Raw genomic sequence first — 16,804 nt, 5'->3', positions numbered from 1 at the left:
TGCTTAAAAGCTTTGTAAGAGCGATTTAACGACTAAATACCAGCCATCTACAAGGACAAATAACAGTATTTTAAAAGGAAGTGAGATCATTACCGGTGGAAGCATCATCATTCCCATGGACATTAAGACACTTGCTACAATCATATCAATCACAAGAAATGGAATGAAAATCATAAACCCAATTTGAAAAGCTGTCTTAATTTCACTTATTGCAAATGCTGGCACAAGTGCTGTTAACGGAATATCACTAATCGATTCTGGCTTATCTGCCTTGGAATAATCGAGAAACAATGCTAAATCCTTTTGCCGTGTATGTGTGCTCATAAATTCTTTAAACGGAAGAGCTGCTTTCTCGTACGCCTCTTCCAAATTGATTTCTTCATTAAAAAGTGGTGTAAGTGCTTCTTGATTTACCTGTTGAAAGGTAGGTGCCATAATAAAAAAAGTTAAAAACAATGATAGTCCGATAATGACTTGATTCGGGGGCATTTGCTGAGTAGCAAGCGCCGTTCTGACAAAGGAGAGAACAATAACAATTCGTGTAAAGCAAGTCATTAAAATAAGAATACTTGGTGCCAATGATAAAACCGTCAGCATTAAGACTAATTTAACGGAAGTCGAAACATTCTCAGGCGAACTATTGTTAAAAAACTCCATAAATTCATTCATCGCTCGTCTGACCCTTTCTTCTCCATTTCATCGAATAATTTCTTTCTGCCTTTGGAAATATCATCTAGCTGCTCTTTTAACAGTGATTGAAATTTGTTCCCTTTATTATCCGTTGTTTGCTGATTCTTCTTCTTAAGTTGAAGTACCTTTGTCACAATATCGCTTGGTTGAACAAGCTGTTCCATTTTATCATTGTACTCTGAAATAATTCGACTACATTCCTCAGCATCAGTAATTTCTTTTAGAAGCTGAATATTCTCCCCTACACCTACAACTAAAACTTGATTTCCTACCTTAATTATTTGTACTGAACGGTTCGTACCTAAGGAAGTTCCACCTAAGTTTTCAATTAGCTGATTGCTGTTATACATTTTGCCTCTTTTATTAATGAATTTAAGTAAAAAATATAAAAGTGCAATGACAAACCCTGTAGCAAGGATCATTTTGATAATATCCCACGCAGTAATCCCTACTGTTGAAGGCTCAATATCCAACGGTTCTTCTCGTTCCTTTTGCTCAGGTGGGGATTCTTCTTTCTCCCCATTACTTTCAGGATTCTCATAGAAATCCTTTACACTATTATTTAATTGCTCTGCAGAGGCTGGAAGTTCCTGGCCTAGCAGAGCAATTCCAATAAGAAGTAGAAAAAGAAAAGTCTTTTTTACATATTGCAATAGACTGCACCCTCTATTCAATGTATTATCCTAGAGTTTTTGAGATTGCTTCAATGACACGATCAGCTTGGAAAGGCTTAACAATGAAGTCCTTTGCTCCCGCTTGAATAGCATCAATTACCATTGCTTGTTGCCCCATTGCAGAACACATAATTACTTTCGCATTTGGATTGATCTTCTTAATTTCCTTTAAAGCTGTAATTCCATCCATTTCAGGCATCGTAATATCCATCGTCACAAGATCTGGCATGGATTCTTTATACTTCTCAACTGCTTGTACACCGTCAGCAGCTTCCCCTACTACATCAAAACCATTTTTCGTTAGTATGTCTTTAATCATCATTCTCATAAATGCTGCATCATCAACAATTAATATTTTTTGCGCCATAACTCCTTAACCCCCATGCGTTTTTTTATCTAAGTTTTTTTATGCGGTCGCTTTGACTAATAATGTCTGTCACACGAACACCAAAGTTCTCATCAATGACAACTACTTCCCCTTGGGCAATCAGACGGTTATTAACGAGAATATCCACTGGCTCCCCAGCAAGCTTATCAAGTTCAATAATCGAACCAGATGATAGCTCAAGTATTTCTTTCACAGATCGTTTCGTACGGCCAAGTTCAACGGTAACCTGCAACGGAATATCGAGAAGCATATTTAAATTTTTCGACTCAGACTCTTGTAAATGAACAGGCTCAAAATTTGAAAATACAGCTGGCTGTACATTTACATTTGATCCATCGGCGAACGCAGATCCAAGATGTTGTGGCCCATTTGAATGCATTGGTACTGCCTGCTGATAGACATATGCCTGCTGCTGATACCCTGCTTGTGGAATTGCTTGTTCTACCTGTTGGGCTGCCGCTTGATTATATCCATAGCTTTGTTGAACTGGCTGCTTTTCCATCGAAATTTCACTTGAAGGGATGGATGGTTGAACAGGAGCTTCCATCTCACTACTTATCGTCGTATCTATTACAGGGTCTGGACTTGGATTTAACAATTCTTCAACTAAGCTTTTTGCAAATGGATGTGGCAAAAGCTGCATAATATTCGAATCAATTAAATCACCAATTTTCAATCGGAATGAAATCTTCGCCAATACTTCTTCAGCTGGGATTACTTCTGTTCCTTCACCTTCTTGAATGTCTAGCATATCAATTGTCGGTGGAGAAATATCAACCCTTTTACTAAAAATAGTTGACATTGACGTAGCTGCTGAACCCATCATTTGATTCATTGCTTCCTGCACAGCACTTAATTGGATTTCCCCCATCATATCTGATGGATTCTTCCCATCCCCGCCAAGCATTAAATCAGCTATAATTGCTGCATCCTCTTGCTTGATTACTAATAAGTTACTTCCAGAAAATCCTTCTGTATAACTTACTTGGATTGCAACATATGGATGTGGAAATTCCTCTTGCAACCTCTTTTTTTCTATTATAGAAACTGTTGGAGTTGTAATTTCTACTTTTTGATTTAGTAAAGTAGACAATGCTGTAGCTGAGCTCCCAAATGAAATATTACCGATTTCACCTAGAGCATCTTGCTCCATAGCTGATAGATAATCTTCAACAAAAAGGGAATCATCTAATGTTTCTTCTGTATCTGTATCATCTGAACCACTTAATAGAGCATCTATTTCATCTTGTGAAAGCATATCACCGCTCATCAACGTCGTCTCCCCCTTTCACAATATCCAAAACTTGAATGGCTAATTTTTTATTTACTTTACCTGGTTGCCCAATAAATTTAGGAATATCTCCTACTTTTACAATGAGCGGCTGATCAATTTGTCTATTTAACTCAATGACATCCCCAATATCTAATAATAAGAAATCCTGAATACTAAATTCTGAATTTCCAAGTTCACCAACAACTGGCAGCTCTGCATAGTGAAGATGACTTTCCAGACGTTTAATCTCATCAGGTTCCCTATCCTTTTTTTCCTTCTGCATATAATAACTATTAGATAATCGAGGAATAATCGGTTCGAGAACAACATGTGGAATACATATATTGATCATTCCACTTGTTTCTCCAATCATTGTATTTAATGAAATGACAACAACCGTTTCATTCGGTGAAACCATTTGCAAAAATTGCGGATTCACTTCAAAATCGACGAGCATTGGATCAATGTCAACTATCGTATTCCATGCTTCTAGATAATTTTCAAAAGCACTTTCAAATGTGTTCGACATGATTTTTGTTTCAATTTCAGTTAAATTTTCAACATTATTGACACTCGATCCTTTTCCTCCCATCATTCGATCCATTAATGAATAGGCGATGTTCGGATTAACCTCCATAAGAATTCTACCATCTAATGGCGGGACTTCAAATACATTTAATATGGTCATTTTGGGAATTGAACGAATGAATTCCTCATATGGGATTTGATCAGCAGAAGCTACTGTAATCTGTACATATGTTCTTAGTTGTGCTGAAAAGAATGTCGTCAAAAGTCGTGCGAAATTATCATGAATTCTTGTTAAGTTTCTTATTTGATCCTTTGAAAAACGAAGGGCTCTTTTGAAATCATAAACTTTGACCTTTTTTTCTGATTGTTCCTTTTTTAGTTCATCCGCATCCATCTCACCAGTTGATATTGCAGATAAAAGGGCATCTATTTCATTTTGTGACAATACTTCTCCAGACATGAGAACTCACCTCCAGTTTAGAAATTTAGCTATATTTCATTAGCCCAACACACATTCTATTGAAGGAGAGATTCGGTAATAAAGACCTCTTCAACCTTGCCTTTTTGCATGAGGCCGTTAATTTTTTCTTTTAATGCTTTTTTCAAGAGCGTTTGTCCACCCTTTCCTTGGATGTCTTTCGCAGTCATTTCAGACAATTCCTGAATAATAATATCTTTTACTTGAAAATCTCTTTTCTCTAATTCACTTTTTGCTTTTTTGCTGTCTGTTTGAATTTTAAAAGAAATACGAAGAAAATCATTGCTCGCTAAATTCGTTGTAATTTGTGGCACATCAACAGATGCTTCTAATACTTCATCAATCGTAGGTGCTTGTGACCCCGAATTACTATTTAGCTCCTTGACAACAATAACCGCAACAGCACCAACTAGGGTAATGGCAACAAGCATAATTATCATAATCATTAGCAGCTTATTATTCTTCATTTTCATCCTCTCCCATACGCTGTTGCCCTAGCAGGCTTACAGATTGATAAAAACTTTTGACACGCTCTACAACCATATCCTCATCTTCCCGTACAACATATTTCCGCCCATTTGTTAGCATAATTGTCGTATCAGGAAAAGATTCAATCGTTTCAATATAGATCGCATTTAACATAAATTCTTTGCCATTTAATCGAGTAACCTTTATCAATGTTATGTTCAGGACCAAAGAGCTTTAAGTCTCTGGCCCTGTCCCCCCTTTAACTTATCGTTTTAAGTTAACTAACTCTTGCAAGATTTCATCAGATGTAGTGATAATACGTGTATTAGCTTGGAATCCACGCTGAGTAACAATCATTTCAGTGAACTCTTCAGAGAGGTCAACATTGGACATTTCTAGAGAGCCAGGAGCGATTGTTCCACGTCCACTACCTGGAATTCCCACATTTGGTGTACCCGAGTTAATGGATGCTTGGAAAAGATTGTTCCCAGCCTTTTGTAAACCAGAAGAGTTGCTGAATTTAGCCAGAGCAAGTACCCCTAATGTATTAACTTGTCCATTTGAATAAACACCATTAATTTCACCCATTGAACCGATATTGAAGCTTTCTAGACTTCCTTCAGTATTTCCATCAGGGCTTACTATAGCTGTTGTTGCACCATCAACTTGGGTTAAATCCTTAAAATTTAAATTCAATGCAGTTGCACCCGTCCAGCCCGGAATTAAAGGTGCTGCAGGTGCTGCAGTTCCAGTAGCTATAGGAGTAAAAGCAAAAGAAGTTGGTGTTGTTGTCGGTATACCAGTAGCAGGATCAAATGCAATAGTTGTATCTGCTGTAGGTTTAGGATTTGCTGCTGGATCTGCGTTTATATAAACGTTCCAGGTATCTGCTGTTGTTGACTTTTCAAAATGAACATCAATTTTGTGTTCTTTCCCAGCATCATCAACAATTTTAATTTGTTGAGTAAAAATGGAACCATCAGTTGCATTTGCAGATAGGTTTTCTGTAATTGATATATCTCCAGTAGCTGTTGCTGGCAACACAGCGTTAACATTTACAGCTACATCCCCATACTGATTTGTTGGTAAATTAGTTTTAGAATCTACCTTATAAGCCTGTACTTTCAATCCATCCCCGTTAACTAAATTTCCGTCATCATCTAAATAGAAATTTCCAGCACGAGAATAGAATTCTGCATTTCCTTGTTTGACAACGAAGTATCCATCCCCATCTATCCCAAGGTCAAGTGCTCGACCTGTTGTCTGCAAGCTTGCTCCTGTATGAATTGTATCTATTGTTGCAAGTGTTGATCCCAATCCAACCTGCATTGGGTTTTTTCCTCCACGGTTTTCACTAGCGGCACTTGCGCCAGCAACCATTTGATTCATTGTATCCTTAAAAGTTACTCGACCCTTTTTAAATCCAAAAGTATTAACGTTAGCGATATTGTTACCAATTACATCTAACTTTGTTTGAAAGTTTTTCATTCCGCTTATTCCTGAGTACATTGAACGTAGCATTTAATAATTACTCCTCTCATATACAGCTTGCATCCATCATTCAGCAAGCCATGGCTTCCATTTGAAGGTCCAGCCAATCATTTTATTGATCTAACAGTATCGTTCCGTTAATATTCGTAAATATTTGTGTTCGGGCTTCCTCCCGATCCATTGCCGTAATCACTGTATTGTTTTTTGCACTGACGATAAGTGCTGCATCTTTCAGCAATACAAGTGATTCCTTTACACCCTTGTTTTTTGCTTCTTGTACTTTCTTTTCAATCTGATTCCAACTCGTTTCATTGATATGAATTCCTCTTTGAAGGAGGCGCTCCTTTGCATGCTTGCTCACAGTAAGCTTGCTGTCTGTTTGTAAAGCTTGATGAAAATGAACGGTAAATTGATTATTCGATTGAAACGTTTGATTGACTGATGTTGGTTTGGGTTTCGTTACGGACTTTGGTTGAATCGGATGAAACATCATTTTATCCATCCAATCACTTCCCTGTATTATTCAATTTTTGTAATTTGTGAAGACGTAATTGTCGTCCCATCTGCTAATTGGAAAACGGTTTTTCCATCTTTAAATGAAACTGATTTCACTTCCTCTGTCTTTTCCACTTTGTTTTCATCTAAGAAAGTAACAATTTTCCCAATCATCATACTTGCTTGTACCATTGCATTTTCTTTTGATGTTTCATTAATTTGCGAAATATTTGCTGGCTCTAATTTTGTTCCATCATCAAGAATAAAAATAACACTATTATCCTTAAATTGAACGGAAGCTACTCGACCTGTTCCTTCTTCAATAACAGGTTCCTGCCCTGAAGCTGAAGTTGAAATCTTATGCCAAGTTACATCTTTGCCAACAAATTGATTATAAGCAATGACTTGACTTTGTTCCTGTACCTTCACAAAGTTTTCCATCGTCTTGCCCATATTCGTAATCTGCTCCAAAGTAGAAAAAGTAGCCATTTGAGCAATAAAATCTTTATCCTGCATCGGATTTGTTGGATCCTGGTTTTGCAGCTGAACCATTAATATTTTCAAAAAGTCATCTTTGCCTAAAATGTCAGAACCCGTTTTTCTTTGCTTCTGTTGATAATCAGAAAGCAGCAATGATGAATCGATTGTATTTGTCATATATATCACACCTATGCTTCCGTATTGAGGAGTGCCTCTTCAAAGCTTTTAGTAAAATGCTCATTAGCTTGTTGTTCCTTTTGCTCTTCTCTCGGCTGTTGTCTTTCCTGACCTTGCTGTTGTTCACGGTTAAAGGTACGTTCCTGTCCAGTAAACTGTTGCGAGATTTCCACTCGTTCAATTTGGATGTTTTGTGAACTAAATGCTTGCTTTAACCCATTCAACTGTGATTCCATCATTTCTCTAGCCAACGAGGTTGATGTTAAAATCCGGGCAACCATCATCGAATCCTTTTGGATCAACTCAATTCTCAGTGCACCTAAATGTTCAGGATTCAACTTGATGAATAGCCTTTGTGTACCACCATTTACACTAAATTTACTTCGAGATAGAATGGATTCAAATTGCTCCATTAGCTGCTCTGCAGAAACGGGTCTTTGAGTACTTGTCATTAGTGTTAACTGCTCAGGCTTTGACATCTGTTGAAATTGAATGAACCCATTATGGATGTTATCCGTTTTATTCAACACTTGAGATGGTTGTTCCACCTTTGCTTCTGTACCTAAAATAGGATTTTTACTGCTCATTTCTTGAACAAGTGTATGAAAAGTTTTCTGTAAATACTCTTCGCGATTAGCAGACGTTTGACCATTCAGCTTTAATTCAAACTTCTCATTGATATTTTTTAGTAATTCTTTTAATCTTGTTTCACTTCCGAAAGAATCTTGGTTCGCTGCTAATAAATCATAAAGCTTCAATGCCTTCAATCCTTGAGCCAGTTCTTTATCCATCACTATACTTGTTTCCTTCGTTTGCATGACAGAAATTGCTTGAATAATAGAAAGAATCGCTTCTAAATGATTCTCTTCCGCAGGGGTCACTTCACCATTTCCTACCCATTCATTTTGCTTCATTTCATCAGTCGCAAAATGATTATAAATAGTCGTTAATAATTGGAGAAGCCCTTCAGATGAAATATTTAATTCCTCTTCAATCAATGAAATAATATCTGTGTTACTTTGAAATGCAGTCTTCCCAAGTAACTCCATCCCATTTTCCAGTTCAAGAATATCATTGATTTGCAAGAACTGAACAAGACCTGCAAGCTCTTCACCTGTTAATTCATTCGATTCCTCATTCACTGAATTCGGCTGTGTAGTTATAGGTGAATCAGATACTAAATTGGAAAGAAGCGATGAGAAACTATTGCTATTTTTTCCTGTGCCACCTATTTTTACCTCTGAAGAAATAAGTGTATTTATTGCACCTATACTTGAAATATCCACTTTTTCACCTCCTTTCAACGATCAATTTAGGATAATCATCTATTCATTCACATCAATATCTGCTGTTAATAGTTCAGTATATCTCGCAGCATCTTCTGGCTCCATTTTTTCCATTATGGCAGCTAGTGTATCTGATTTAAGATTTGTGAGAATTTGGATGGCTTCCTCTTCTGTCATTTGTGCAAGAATCGGTGCTGCCTTTTTTGCTGAAATCGTTTCGTATGTCTTGACAATATCTTTGAACGCTCGTTTATTTTCATCTTTCATTGCCGTTAACTCAGCAATTTCTTCTTCTAGACGTTCTTTTTCCAATACTGACCTAGATATCTCTTGATCTTTACTTTTTAATTCAGACTCTAATTTATCTATTTTTGCTTCACGATCTTTTATTTCTGCTTCAAGCTCGATCATTTTCGTTTCCATTTCCTCAGCTGATTCTTTCGTATCCTCCGAGAATGCCGAAGATAAGAATGGAATCTTTTGACCATATTCCTTTGTTAAGTCAAAAACATTGTAGCCAAGATAAGTCATCACAAGTAGGGTGACGCATATGGCACCTAACAGCGGAATTAGAACAATATAAATGAAGCTTTGGAATCTTGATGTTTTTTTTGATTCTACCTCTTCTGTAACTTTGTCCACATTACCACCTAATTTCCCCGACTCATATATTGCTGGATCGAGATATCATCCATTTGTTTGCCTTCTAAATACTTAATTGTTTCAGTATGCATGGCGAAGTCCTTCTCTTTAATCTTTTCATATTTTTTGACTTCAATGTTTTTCTCCATCAGCTTTTCTTGATAAAAATTCATATGATTTCTTGCATTGATGACTATTTGTTGATAATGAGTAATCGTTTTTTCTAGATTATGAATAAAATGCTGATGATGTCTAATTTCCTGAACAGGTAATCCATTTACTAGTCTAGATGATTGGTAAGTTTCAAGGTCTTCCTTCTTCTTCAACAACCCATATAGCTTTTCTGCAGCCTCTTCAAATTTTTTCACTGCTTGGCTATAAATATTGAAAGCTTCATCTTTTTCTCTTTCTTTTATGGAAAGAATTTTTTCAAATTTATATTGATACTGCATGAAAGCTACTCACCTTTCCCTACTAAAGTAAATAGTTGCTGAAGGCTTTCTTGAAAAGTGATTTCCTCACTTGTTGCTTGTTTTAAAAATGAAATGATTGAAGGATATAGTCTAATTGCTTCATCAATTTCGACTGACGATCCCCGTTTATATGCCCCAATATTAATCAAGTCCTCTGAATTAATATATGTGCTTAACACTTCACGTAATTTTTCAGCCGCCTTTACGTGAGCAGGATCAACAATATTATTCATCACTCGACTCACGCTTTTTAGGACATTTACTGCCGGATATTGACCTTTATTGGCAAGCGCCCTGTCTAGAACGAAGTGACCATCTAGAATTCCACGCACTGTATCGGCAATTGGCTCATTCATATCATCACCGTCTACTAAAACTGTGTAGAAGGCGGTAATTGAACCTAATTCATTCGTTCCAGTTCTTTCTAAGAGCTTTGGAAGAATGGCAAAAACAGATGGTGTATACCCCTTTGTTGTTGGAGGTTCGCCAATAGCTAGTCCTACTTCCCGCTGCGCCATCGCTACCCTCGTAACTGAATCCATCATCAGCATGACATTTAACCCTTTGTCACGGAAGTATTCTGCGATAGCTGTAGCTGTGAACGCACCTTTAATTCTCATAAGTGCCGGTTGATCAGATGTTGCAACGACAACAATTGAACGACTTAGTCCCTCTGGACCAAGATCCTTCTCAATGAACTCTCGGACTTCTCTTCCTCGTTCTCCAATTAGAGCAATGACATTTAAGTCTGCTGTCGTGTTTCTAGCGATCATCCCTAATAATGTGCTCTTACCAACTCCACTACCAGCAAATATTCCCACACGCTGTCCAGTACCAACTGATAGTAAGCTATCAATCATCCGAACACCTACATTGATTGGTGTCGAAATAGGTGGTCTCTGCAATGGATTTGGTGGTTCTTGTTCTGTTGGTACAGACGAAAGACCAGTTGGAAGCGAGGATCCATCAAGCTTATGCCCAACGGAATCAAGAACAGAGCCTATTAGCTGTGCACCAACTTTAATTTCTAATGGCTTAGAAGTCGCTTCAACTAAGCTTCCTGGAGAAATATCATTAATCGTTGTATATGGCATTAATATGACATCGTCTCCCTTGAAGCCTACTACTTCTGCTTTAATCACTCTTTTTCGAGTGCCTGCAGTATGAATGTAGCAAACATCGCCAATCGAGCTTTCAGGACCCTGAGACTCAATCATTAATCCGACAACTCTTTTTACTCTCCCATAACGCTTAAATGTATCTAATTGATCGATTTGTTCAATTAAATCAGTAAGATTCATTTCTTACTCACCCTCTAGCATTTCGATAATCTTTTGCTTTATTTCTTCTAATTGACTATCAACGCTTGCATCAATTCTCCCGCTAGCAGACTCAATAAAACAGCCTGTCTCCGCTAAATCATCATTCGGATAAATATAGAAATCTATTTCCTTTGGGAATAGCATCAATAATTCCTCTTTATTCGCAAGAAGGAAGTCATAATGAGTGGGATGAACATGAAGCTGTACTTCCTGATTGTCTCTTGCCTCTTTCATCGCTCGTTTGACAATAGATATAAATTCTTCTTCATGTTCACTTAGTGTCTTCCCGAGAATACGCTCTGCCACTTTCATACCTAACTCAAGGATCGTTCTTTCAGATGAAGCAATATGACTCTGGTAATCTTTCTTTGCTGAGTCAACAATTTCAATCGCAGACTGGATCACTTCACGATACTCCGTATATCCCTGCTGTCTTCCTTCTTCTATCCCATGTGAAAAACCATCGTTACGAGCTTGTTCTGCCATTTTTTCTTTGGCCAAATCAAAAGCCTGTCTCTCTTCCATGATTTCCCTTTGAAAGAGTTCTGCTTTTTGTTTTGCATCATTGATAATGGATTCTGCTTGTATTTCAGCTTCACTCAAAATGGTTTGAACCACTTTATCAGTCTCAATTGCTGAAATCTCTTCTACTTCATCATCTTGAATGAATGGATTTAGTACTTTAATAGATATTACTTTTTTTTCTGTTTCAGTTGGTGGATTCCACTTTGTCCCTTTAATTAATCTAGACAATAATATCATCTCCTCCACCACGGGCAACGACAATTTCTCCTGCTTCTTCTAGACGACGGATAATCGCAACAATTCTGGATTGTGCTTCTTCCACATCACGAAGCCGAACTGGACCCATAAATTCCATTTCATCTTTAAAGGTCTCAGCCATACGAGAAGACATATTCTTGAAGAGGATTCCTTTCACTTCATCACTTGATACTTTCAGTGACAACATAAGGTCTTCATTTTCACAATCACGAATAACCCTTTGAATGGCACGGCTATCAAGCGTAACAATATCTTCAAATACAAACATTCTTTTCTTAATTTCCTCAGCAAGCTCAGGGTCCTGTATTTCTAGTGCATCTAAAATGGTCCGCTCTGTTGAACGGTCTACTCCGTTAAGAACATCAACAACCGCTTCTATTCCACCCGTTTGCGTGTAATCCTGAGTAACTGTTGAAGAAAGTTTTCGTTCAAGAATTTGTTCTACTTCATTAATGATCTCTGGTGACGTGCTATCCATGACAGCAATTCTCTTCGCAATATCTGCCTGCATTTCTTGTGGAAGCTCAGATAAGATTTGTCCAGCCTGAGCGGCATCCAAGTAAGAAAGAATGAGAGCAATTGTCTGTGGATGCTCATTCTGTATAAAGTTTAAAATTTGTGCCGGATCTGCTTTTCTAGCAAAATCAAACGGACGAACCTGTAATGATGAGGTTAGTCGATTAATAATGACAGCTGCCTGCTCATTACCAAGTGCCTTTTCAAGCACTGTTTTTGCATAGCCAATTCCACCTTGAGAAATATAATCTTGCGCCAAAGCAATATTATGAAACTCCTCAAGTATTTCCTCTTTTGCATGAGCTTCAACTTTACGCACGCCTGATATTTCCAAAGTTAATTTTTCTATTTCTTCCTCGCTTAAATGTTTATATACAGATGACGCGACATCAGGACCAAGGGAAATAAGCAGGATGGCCGCTTTTTGCTTACCAGATAATTCTTTTTGATCTCTTTTCGCCACTTTTTACCCCCCTTAGTCTTCAGCAATCCAAGTGCGCAATAGCTTCGCAAAATCTTCCGGTTTTTCTTTTGCCATTTTTTCAAGCTGTTTCTTACGCATTGTACCTTCAGTTTCATGCTCTTCATTCACATCTGGAACATGTAATAATTCTTCTTGTATTTCAAGTTCTTGTTCTTCTGCCTCACGTTTTCTTTTCGCGCGGATAAATAGGAATATGAGCAATGCAATAATGGCTAATAGTACTCCACCTACAATATAAGCCCATAATGGAATAGCCGTTTTTGTTTCACTTTCGAAATCAACTTTCCCTTCAAACGGCTGAACAGAAACAACTACTTTATCATTAATCTCGTCTTCTGTAAGAGCCGTATTCCCGGCATTTTTGTCAATCGTTGTCCGTACAATTGTCCCTAGGATTTTCGTAATATCGTCAATTCTTTCCTGCGGAAGATCGCCTTCCTCCGGAGGATTGACCATTACTTGAATTCCTAGATCACGAACTTTATAAGGACTTTCAACAATTTCTCTGCGAATTTTATTTACTTCATTATTAATTGTTTCTTCAATTCGTTCGTAATCACCATTTGATCCATTGCCTTCCAAGTAATTGGAACCTAGCGCATCGGATGGATCTTCTCCTTGCGGAATTCCACCAACAGCATCTCCATTGCCAGTGAAAGTTTCGGTGATTTTTTGGGCGCTTATCGCAATCCCTTCCATATCTTCCTCATTTACAGGCTTAACCAAATTTTCTTCTCTATTTTCTTGTGTGAAATCAATATCAGTTGAGACAGATACAACAACATTACCTGGCCCCATAAGTGTACTTAGCATACTTTGAACTTGACGTTGAACATCTTTTTCAATTTGTTTCTTGATTTCATGTTGAGTAGCAAATGTTGAACCTGGTGAAGAATTATTGTCATTATTTTTTAAATCAAAGTACTCAAAAAACTGATTCATTATGACGATATTATCTGTAGGTAAATTCGGAATACTTTTTGAAACTAAATGATAGAGTGCTTGAATTTGAGTTTCTTCAAATTGATAGCCTGACTTTGTGTTAAGAATAATAGATGCAGAAGCTGCTTCTGAAGCATCACTCACAAAAATACCCTTCTCAGGCAAATTGATCATTACCTTCGCATCTTGAACTCCATCAATCCCCTTAATCAGGTTAGCCAATTCAGCCTGCATCGAATCTAGCTTAATCATATTGAATTCATTATCTGTTGTACCAATTCCAGCATTTTGGCTAAAAAACGAGTAATCAATATTACCTGAATTAGGAATTCCCTCTGCTGCAAGTTCCACCTTGAGTGTGTCAACCATCTTTTCAGGTACTTTTATCGTCGTTCCACCATCAGCGATCTCAGAAGTAATCCCTCTTCCATCTAAATTTTCCTTAATCGTACCCGTTTCTGATGGTGTCAGATTGCTATAAAGTGGGACAAGCGTCTTTCTTGTAGTAAAAAAAGTAATTAAGACGATAAATATAATTAATAAAAGTACGGAACCAAAAAGCAGCATTTTTTGCTTTTTGGTCAGGCCACTCCAATATTCCATCATTTTATCTTTATATCTTAGAAACGATTCGTTCATTTTTATCCCCCGGTTATTTTGTCTCATATTAGGTTGCTAATAACCGCTAAATTACTAGTTTTTAGCTTTAAATATTATGGCTATTTCCGCAAACATCATCGCTATTTTACACCTAATTGGGAAAGGTTGATTTCCGCTCCAATCAACCGACCTATTTGGTATATTATTTATTCTAAAATTCATTAAAAAACAGCAATCTTTTTAGAAAAAAGCCAATATTATTAAACTTGCATTCTCATAGTTTCCTGATATGCTTCAATGATCTTATTTCGAATTTCAAGAGTTGCTTGCATTGTCACACTAGCTTTCTGAGAGGTAATCATTACTTGATGTAAATCAACATTCTCCCCGTTCACCAATTTCTCTGTCATTTTATCAGATTGGATTTGTGTTTCATTCACTTTTTCAATAGATTCTTTTAATACGGACGCAAAACTCTTCTGTACTTCGTATGGTGTATATGGCTGAGTCTTCGTATTTATATCCGCTTTAAAAACATTCGTTACTGGCTGGAATCCACTAATATTCATTTATTTCACTCCTTTACTTGCCAATTTCTAGCGCCTTCATCATCATGCCTTTGGACGCATTAAAAACCGTGACATTCGCTTCATAAGACCTTGTTGCGCTTATTAAATCTACCATTTCACGTAATGGGTCAACATTAGGTAGTTCTACATACCCATCATCGTTTGCATCAGGATGTTCAGGATTATAGACTAGTTTGAAAGGTGTTTCATCTTCTGCAATTCTTGTTACCTTTACCCCATTGCCAACAGTTTGATCTCCACCTTTATTCATAGCAACATGTAAGAAATTTGAAAACTGACCTTCCTTCGGCTGAAGAACAACCGATTTACGTCTATAAGGCTGCCATTCGCCATTAACATATTCTGCCCTTGTAGAATCAACATTCGCCATGTTGGATGAAATTACATCCATGCGTAGACGCTGAGCAGATAAGGCTGAAGCGGTATTATTCATACTATGAAAAATCGTCATTTTTACTTTCCACCCCTAATTACATTTTGCAAACTAGAGAATTTTCCACTCATTCGATCGATCAATGCATTGTAATAGATCTGGTTCGTTGCTAGGTCAGCCATTTCATTATCAACGTCCACACTGTTCCCGTTTTCGTTATACGAAACATTCTCCCTTGTAACAACCCCTTGAGTTGAAGCATTTCTAATATTAAAATCATAATGCCTTACATCTGTGCGATAAGCAGAAACAGAGCGATTCACTTCCGTTTGCAATGTTTCTTTAAAGCTAACATCCTTTGCCTTATAGCCCGGTGTAGCCTCATTCGCAATATTTTGTGAAATAACCTTTTGTTTTAAAGAGGAGTAATTCAATCCGTTCTCTATTGTTGCCATCGTATTTGAAAATAAATTCATATTCGGCACCTCATTATTATTCGTTTAATTGTATAAACAATCAAGTAATTTTCTGAATTTTGATGAATTTCGACGTAATATGACAATCTACTATTCATTGTAAAGAAAATGAAATAATATGTCCATGCATTACTGGATACTTTTGTTATGACCTTTGGCCCATTTTCATTATAAATTTAAATCATTCGTTGCGAAACAGGAAATCTATGTAAATAATGATGAATTTACGAACGTTTTTTATTTGAAGGGCTGCTGCATATACAAAACTTCGTATCTTCATTAAGAAAATATAGTAGAAATTAACTAATCTTGTTGCATGCCTTTTGTAAAGTGATTGCAATAAAAAAACACCTTTCTTGTCGAAGAAAGGCGTTTTGTATATACACTTAATTTGATTTAAGTTTTTCTAGTTCAAATAAAAACTTATCATTTAATACTTTAATATATGTTCCCTTCATACCTAATGAGCGGGATTCAATGACACCAGCACTTTCTAATTTTCTCAATGCATTAACGATGACTGATCTAGTGATTCCTACACGGTCTGCAATTTTCGAAGCAACAAGAAGGCCTTCTTTGCCATTTAGTTCTTCAAAAATATGTTCAATCGCTTCTAATTCACTGTAAGATAGAGAACTAATTGCCATTTGTACAACAGCTTTGCTACGAGCTTCTTCTTCGATTTCCTCTGCTTTTTCACGTAGGATTTCCATACCTACAACTGTTGCTCCGTATTCAGCAAGGATTAAATCATCATCATGGAATTGATCGTTTAATCTAGCAAGAATAAGTGTACCTAAACGATCTCCACCACCAATAATTGGAACAATTGTTGTTAAGCCATTGCTGAATAATTCTTTATTTTCGATTGGGAAAGCAGTGTATTCACTTTCCACATCTAAATTTGAAGATGTTTCTTGGATGTTAAAAAGGCTGTTTGTATAAGCTTCAGGGAATTGGCGTTCCTCAAGCATTTTTTTCATACGATCATTTTCAATTTGCTGGTTAGCTGAAAAACCTAGCAGCTTCCCTCTTCTACTAACGACATAAATATTGGCACCAATAACATCACTTAAGATTTCTGCCATTTCTTTAAAGTTTACTGGTTTACCTGCTGCTTTTTGAAGCATCGCATTAATTTTTCTAGTTCTTGATAATAAATCCATTCTTTCTTC

At 36.9% G+C, this 16,804-nt stretch carries 21 protein-coding genes; all 21 read right to left on the bottom strand.

Features of this window, described 5'->3' with window-relative positions; all coding sequences use genetic code 11:
* Positions 1–3: 3 nt before the first annotated feature.
* Positions 4–669 (bottom strand): flagellar type III secretion system pore protein FliP, encoded by a 666-nt coding sequence (fliP, locus tag J2Z40_RS03410; protein ID WP_066393612.1) that lies wholly within the window; start codon positions 667–669, stop codon positions 4–6.
* Positions 666–1,343 (bottom strand): flagellar biosynthetic protein FliO, encoded by a 678-nt coding sequence (locus J2Z40_RS03405; protein ID WP_066393610.1) that lies wholly within the window; start codon positions 1,341–1,343, stop codon positions 666–668. Before J2Z40_RS03405 ends, fliP begins: the two co-directional genes overlap by 4 nt.
* Positions 1,344–1,368: 25 nt before the next feature.
* Positions 1,369–1,731 carry a response regulator gene (locus J2Z40_RS03400; RefSeq protein WP_066393608.1) on the bottom strand — a complete coding sequence of 121 codons (363 nt, stop codon included), beginning with the start codon at positions 1,729–1,731 and terminating at the stop codon, positions 1,369–1,371.
* Between the two features lie 25 nt (positions 1,732–1,756).
* The gene (gene fliY, locus J2Z40_RS03395; protein WP_066393606.1) at positions 1,757–3,025 is read right to left on the bottom strand and encodes a flagellar motor switch phosphatase FliY; all 1,269 of its coding nucleotides are present in this window, start codon (positions 3,023–3,025) and stop codon (positions 1,757–1,759) included.
* Entirely contained in the window at positions 3,012–4,013 is a 1,002-nt protein-coding gene (gene fliM / locus J2Z40_RS03390; protein WP_066393603.1) for a flagellar motor switch protein FliM, read from the bottom strand. Before fliM ends, fliY begins: the two co-directional genes overlap by 14 nt.
* Positions 4,014–4,069: 56 nt before the next feature.
* Entirely contained in the window at positions 4,070–4,498 is a 429-nt protein-coding gene (gene fliL, locus J2Z40_RS03385; RefSeq protein ID WP_066393601.1) for a flagellar basal body-associated protein FliL, read from the bottom strand.
* Positions 4,488–4,709, bottom strand: a complete 222-nt coding sequence (locus J2Z40_RS03380) for a flagellar FlbD family protein (RefSeq protein ID WP_066399229.1) — start codon at positions 4,707–4,709, stop codon at positions 4,488–4,490. Before J2Z40_RS03380 ends, fliL begins: the two co-directional genes overlap by 11 nt.
* 54 nt (positions 4,710–4,763) lie before the next feature.
* Complete coding sequence (locus J2Z40_RS03375) at positions 4,764–6,020, bottom strand: flagellar hook protein FlgE (RefSeq protein ID WP_066393599.1); 1,257 nt, start codon at positions 6,018–6,020, stop codon at positions 4,764–4,766.
* Between the two features lie 82 nt (positions 6,021–6,102).
* Positions 6,103–6,492: a TIGR02530 family flagellar biosynthesis protein gene (locus J2Z40_RS03370; protein WP_066393597.1), complete on the bottom strand. Its 390-nt coding sequence runs from the start codon at positions 6,490–6,492 to the stop codon at positions 6,103–6,105.
* 17 nt (positions 6,493–6,509) lie between these two features.
* A complete protein-coding gene (gene flgD, locus J2Z40_RS03365; RefSeq protein WP_066393595.1) occupies positions 6,510–7,142 on the bottom strand; it encodes a flagellar hook assembly protein FlgD in 633 nt (210 codons plus the stop codon).
* A gap of 11 nt (positions 7,143–7,153) precedes the next feature.
* Complete coding sequence (locus J2Z40_RS20070) at positions 7,154–8,428, bottom strand: flagellar hook-length control protein FliK (protein WP_066393593.1); 1,275 nt, start codon at positions 8,426–8,428, stop codon at positions 7,154–7,156.
* A gap of 39 nt (positions 8,429–8,467) precedes the next feature.
* On the bottom strand, positions 8,468–9,070 hold the full coding sequence (locus J2Z40_RS20065) for a magnesium transporter MgtE N-terminal domain-containing protein (protein WP_066393586.1): 603 nt from the start codon (positions 9,068–9,070) through the stop codon (positions 8,468–8,470).
* A gap of 8 nt (positions 9,071–9,078) precedes the next feature.
* Entirely contained in the window at positions 9,079–9,522 is a 444-nt protein-coding gene (gene fliJ / locus J2Z40_RS03350; RefSeq protein ID WP_066393585.1) for a flagellar export protein FliJ, read from the bottom strand.
* Between the two features lie 5 nt (positions 9,523–9,527).
* Entirely contained in the window at positions 9,528–10,844 is a 1,317-nt protein-coding gene (gene fliI / locus J2Z40_RS03345; RefSeq protein WP_066393584.1) for a flagellar protein export ATPase FliI, read from the bottom strand.
* A 3-nt stretch (positions 10,845–10,847) separates the two neighbouring features.
* The gene (gene fliH, locus J2Z40_RS03340; RefSeq protein ID WP_066393583.1) at positions 10,848–11,627 is read right to left on the bottom strand and encodes a flagellar assembly protein FliH; all 780 of its coding nucleotides are present in this window, start codon (positions 11,625–11,627) and stop codon (positions 10,848–10,850) included.
* Positions 11,611–12,627, bottom strand: coding sequence for a flagellar motor switch protein FliG (gene fliG, locus J2Z40_RS03335; protein WP_066393580.1), 1,017 nt, complete (start codon positions 12,625–12,627; stop codon positions 11,611–11,613). Before fliG ends, fliH begins: the two co-directional genes overlap by 17 nt.
* A gap of 12 nt (positions 12,628–12,639) precedes the next feature.
* Positions 12,640–14,229: a flagellar basal-body MS-ring/collar protein FliF gene (gene fliF / locus J2Z40_RS03330; RefSeq protein ID WP_066393578.1), complete on the bottom strand. Its 1,590-nt coding sequence runs from the start codon at positions 14,227–14,229 to the stop codon at positions 12,640–12,642.
* A 221-nt stretch (positions 14,230–14,450) separates the two neighbouring features.
* Positions 14,451–14,759, bottom strand: coding sequence for a flagellar hook-basal body complex protein FliE (gene fliE, locus J2Z40_RS03325; RefSeq protein ID WP_066393576.1), 309 nt, complete (start codon positions 14,757–14,759; stop codon positions 14,451–14,453).
* A gap of 13 nt (positions 14,760–14,772) precedes the next feature.
* Positions 14,773–15,231, bottom strand: coding sequence for a flagellar basal body rod protein FlgC (gene flgC, locus J2Z40_RS03320; protein ID WP_066393574.1), 459 nt, complete (start codon positions 15,229–15,231; stop codon positions 14,773–14,775).
* A gap of 2 nt (positions 15,232–15,233) precedes the next feature.
* Positions 15,234–15,629 (bottom strand): flagellar basal body rod protein FlgB, encoded by a 396-nt coding sequence (flgB, locus tag J2Z40_RS03315; protein WP_066393572.1) that lies wholly within the window; start codon positions 15,627–15,629, stop codon positions 15,234–15,236.
* Between the two features lie 386 nt (positions 15,630–16,015).
* Positions 16,016–16,795 (bottom strand): GTP-sensing pleiotropic transcriptional regulator CodY, encoded by a 780-nt coding sequence (codY, locus tag J2Z40_RS03310; protein ID WP_066393569.1) that lies wholly within the window; start codon positions 16,793–16,795, stop codon positions 16,016–16,018.
* Positions 16,796–16,804: the final 9 nt, after the last annotated feature.

The organism is Cytobacillus eiseniae, assembly GCF_017874625.1.
Lineage (GTDB): Bacteria > Bacillota > Bacilli > Bacillales > Cytobacillaceae > Cytobacillus > Cytobacillus eiseniae.
The sequence above is the reverse complement of the archived record's forward strand: the minus strand, read 5'-3'. Positions and strand labels throughout refer to the sequence as shown.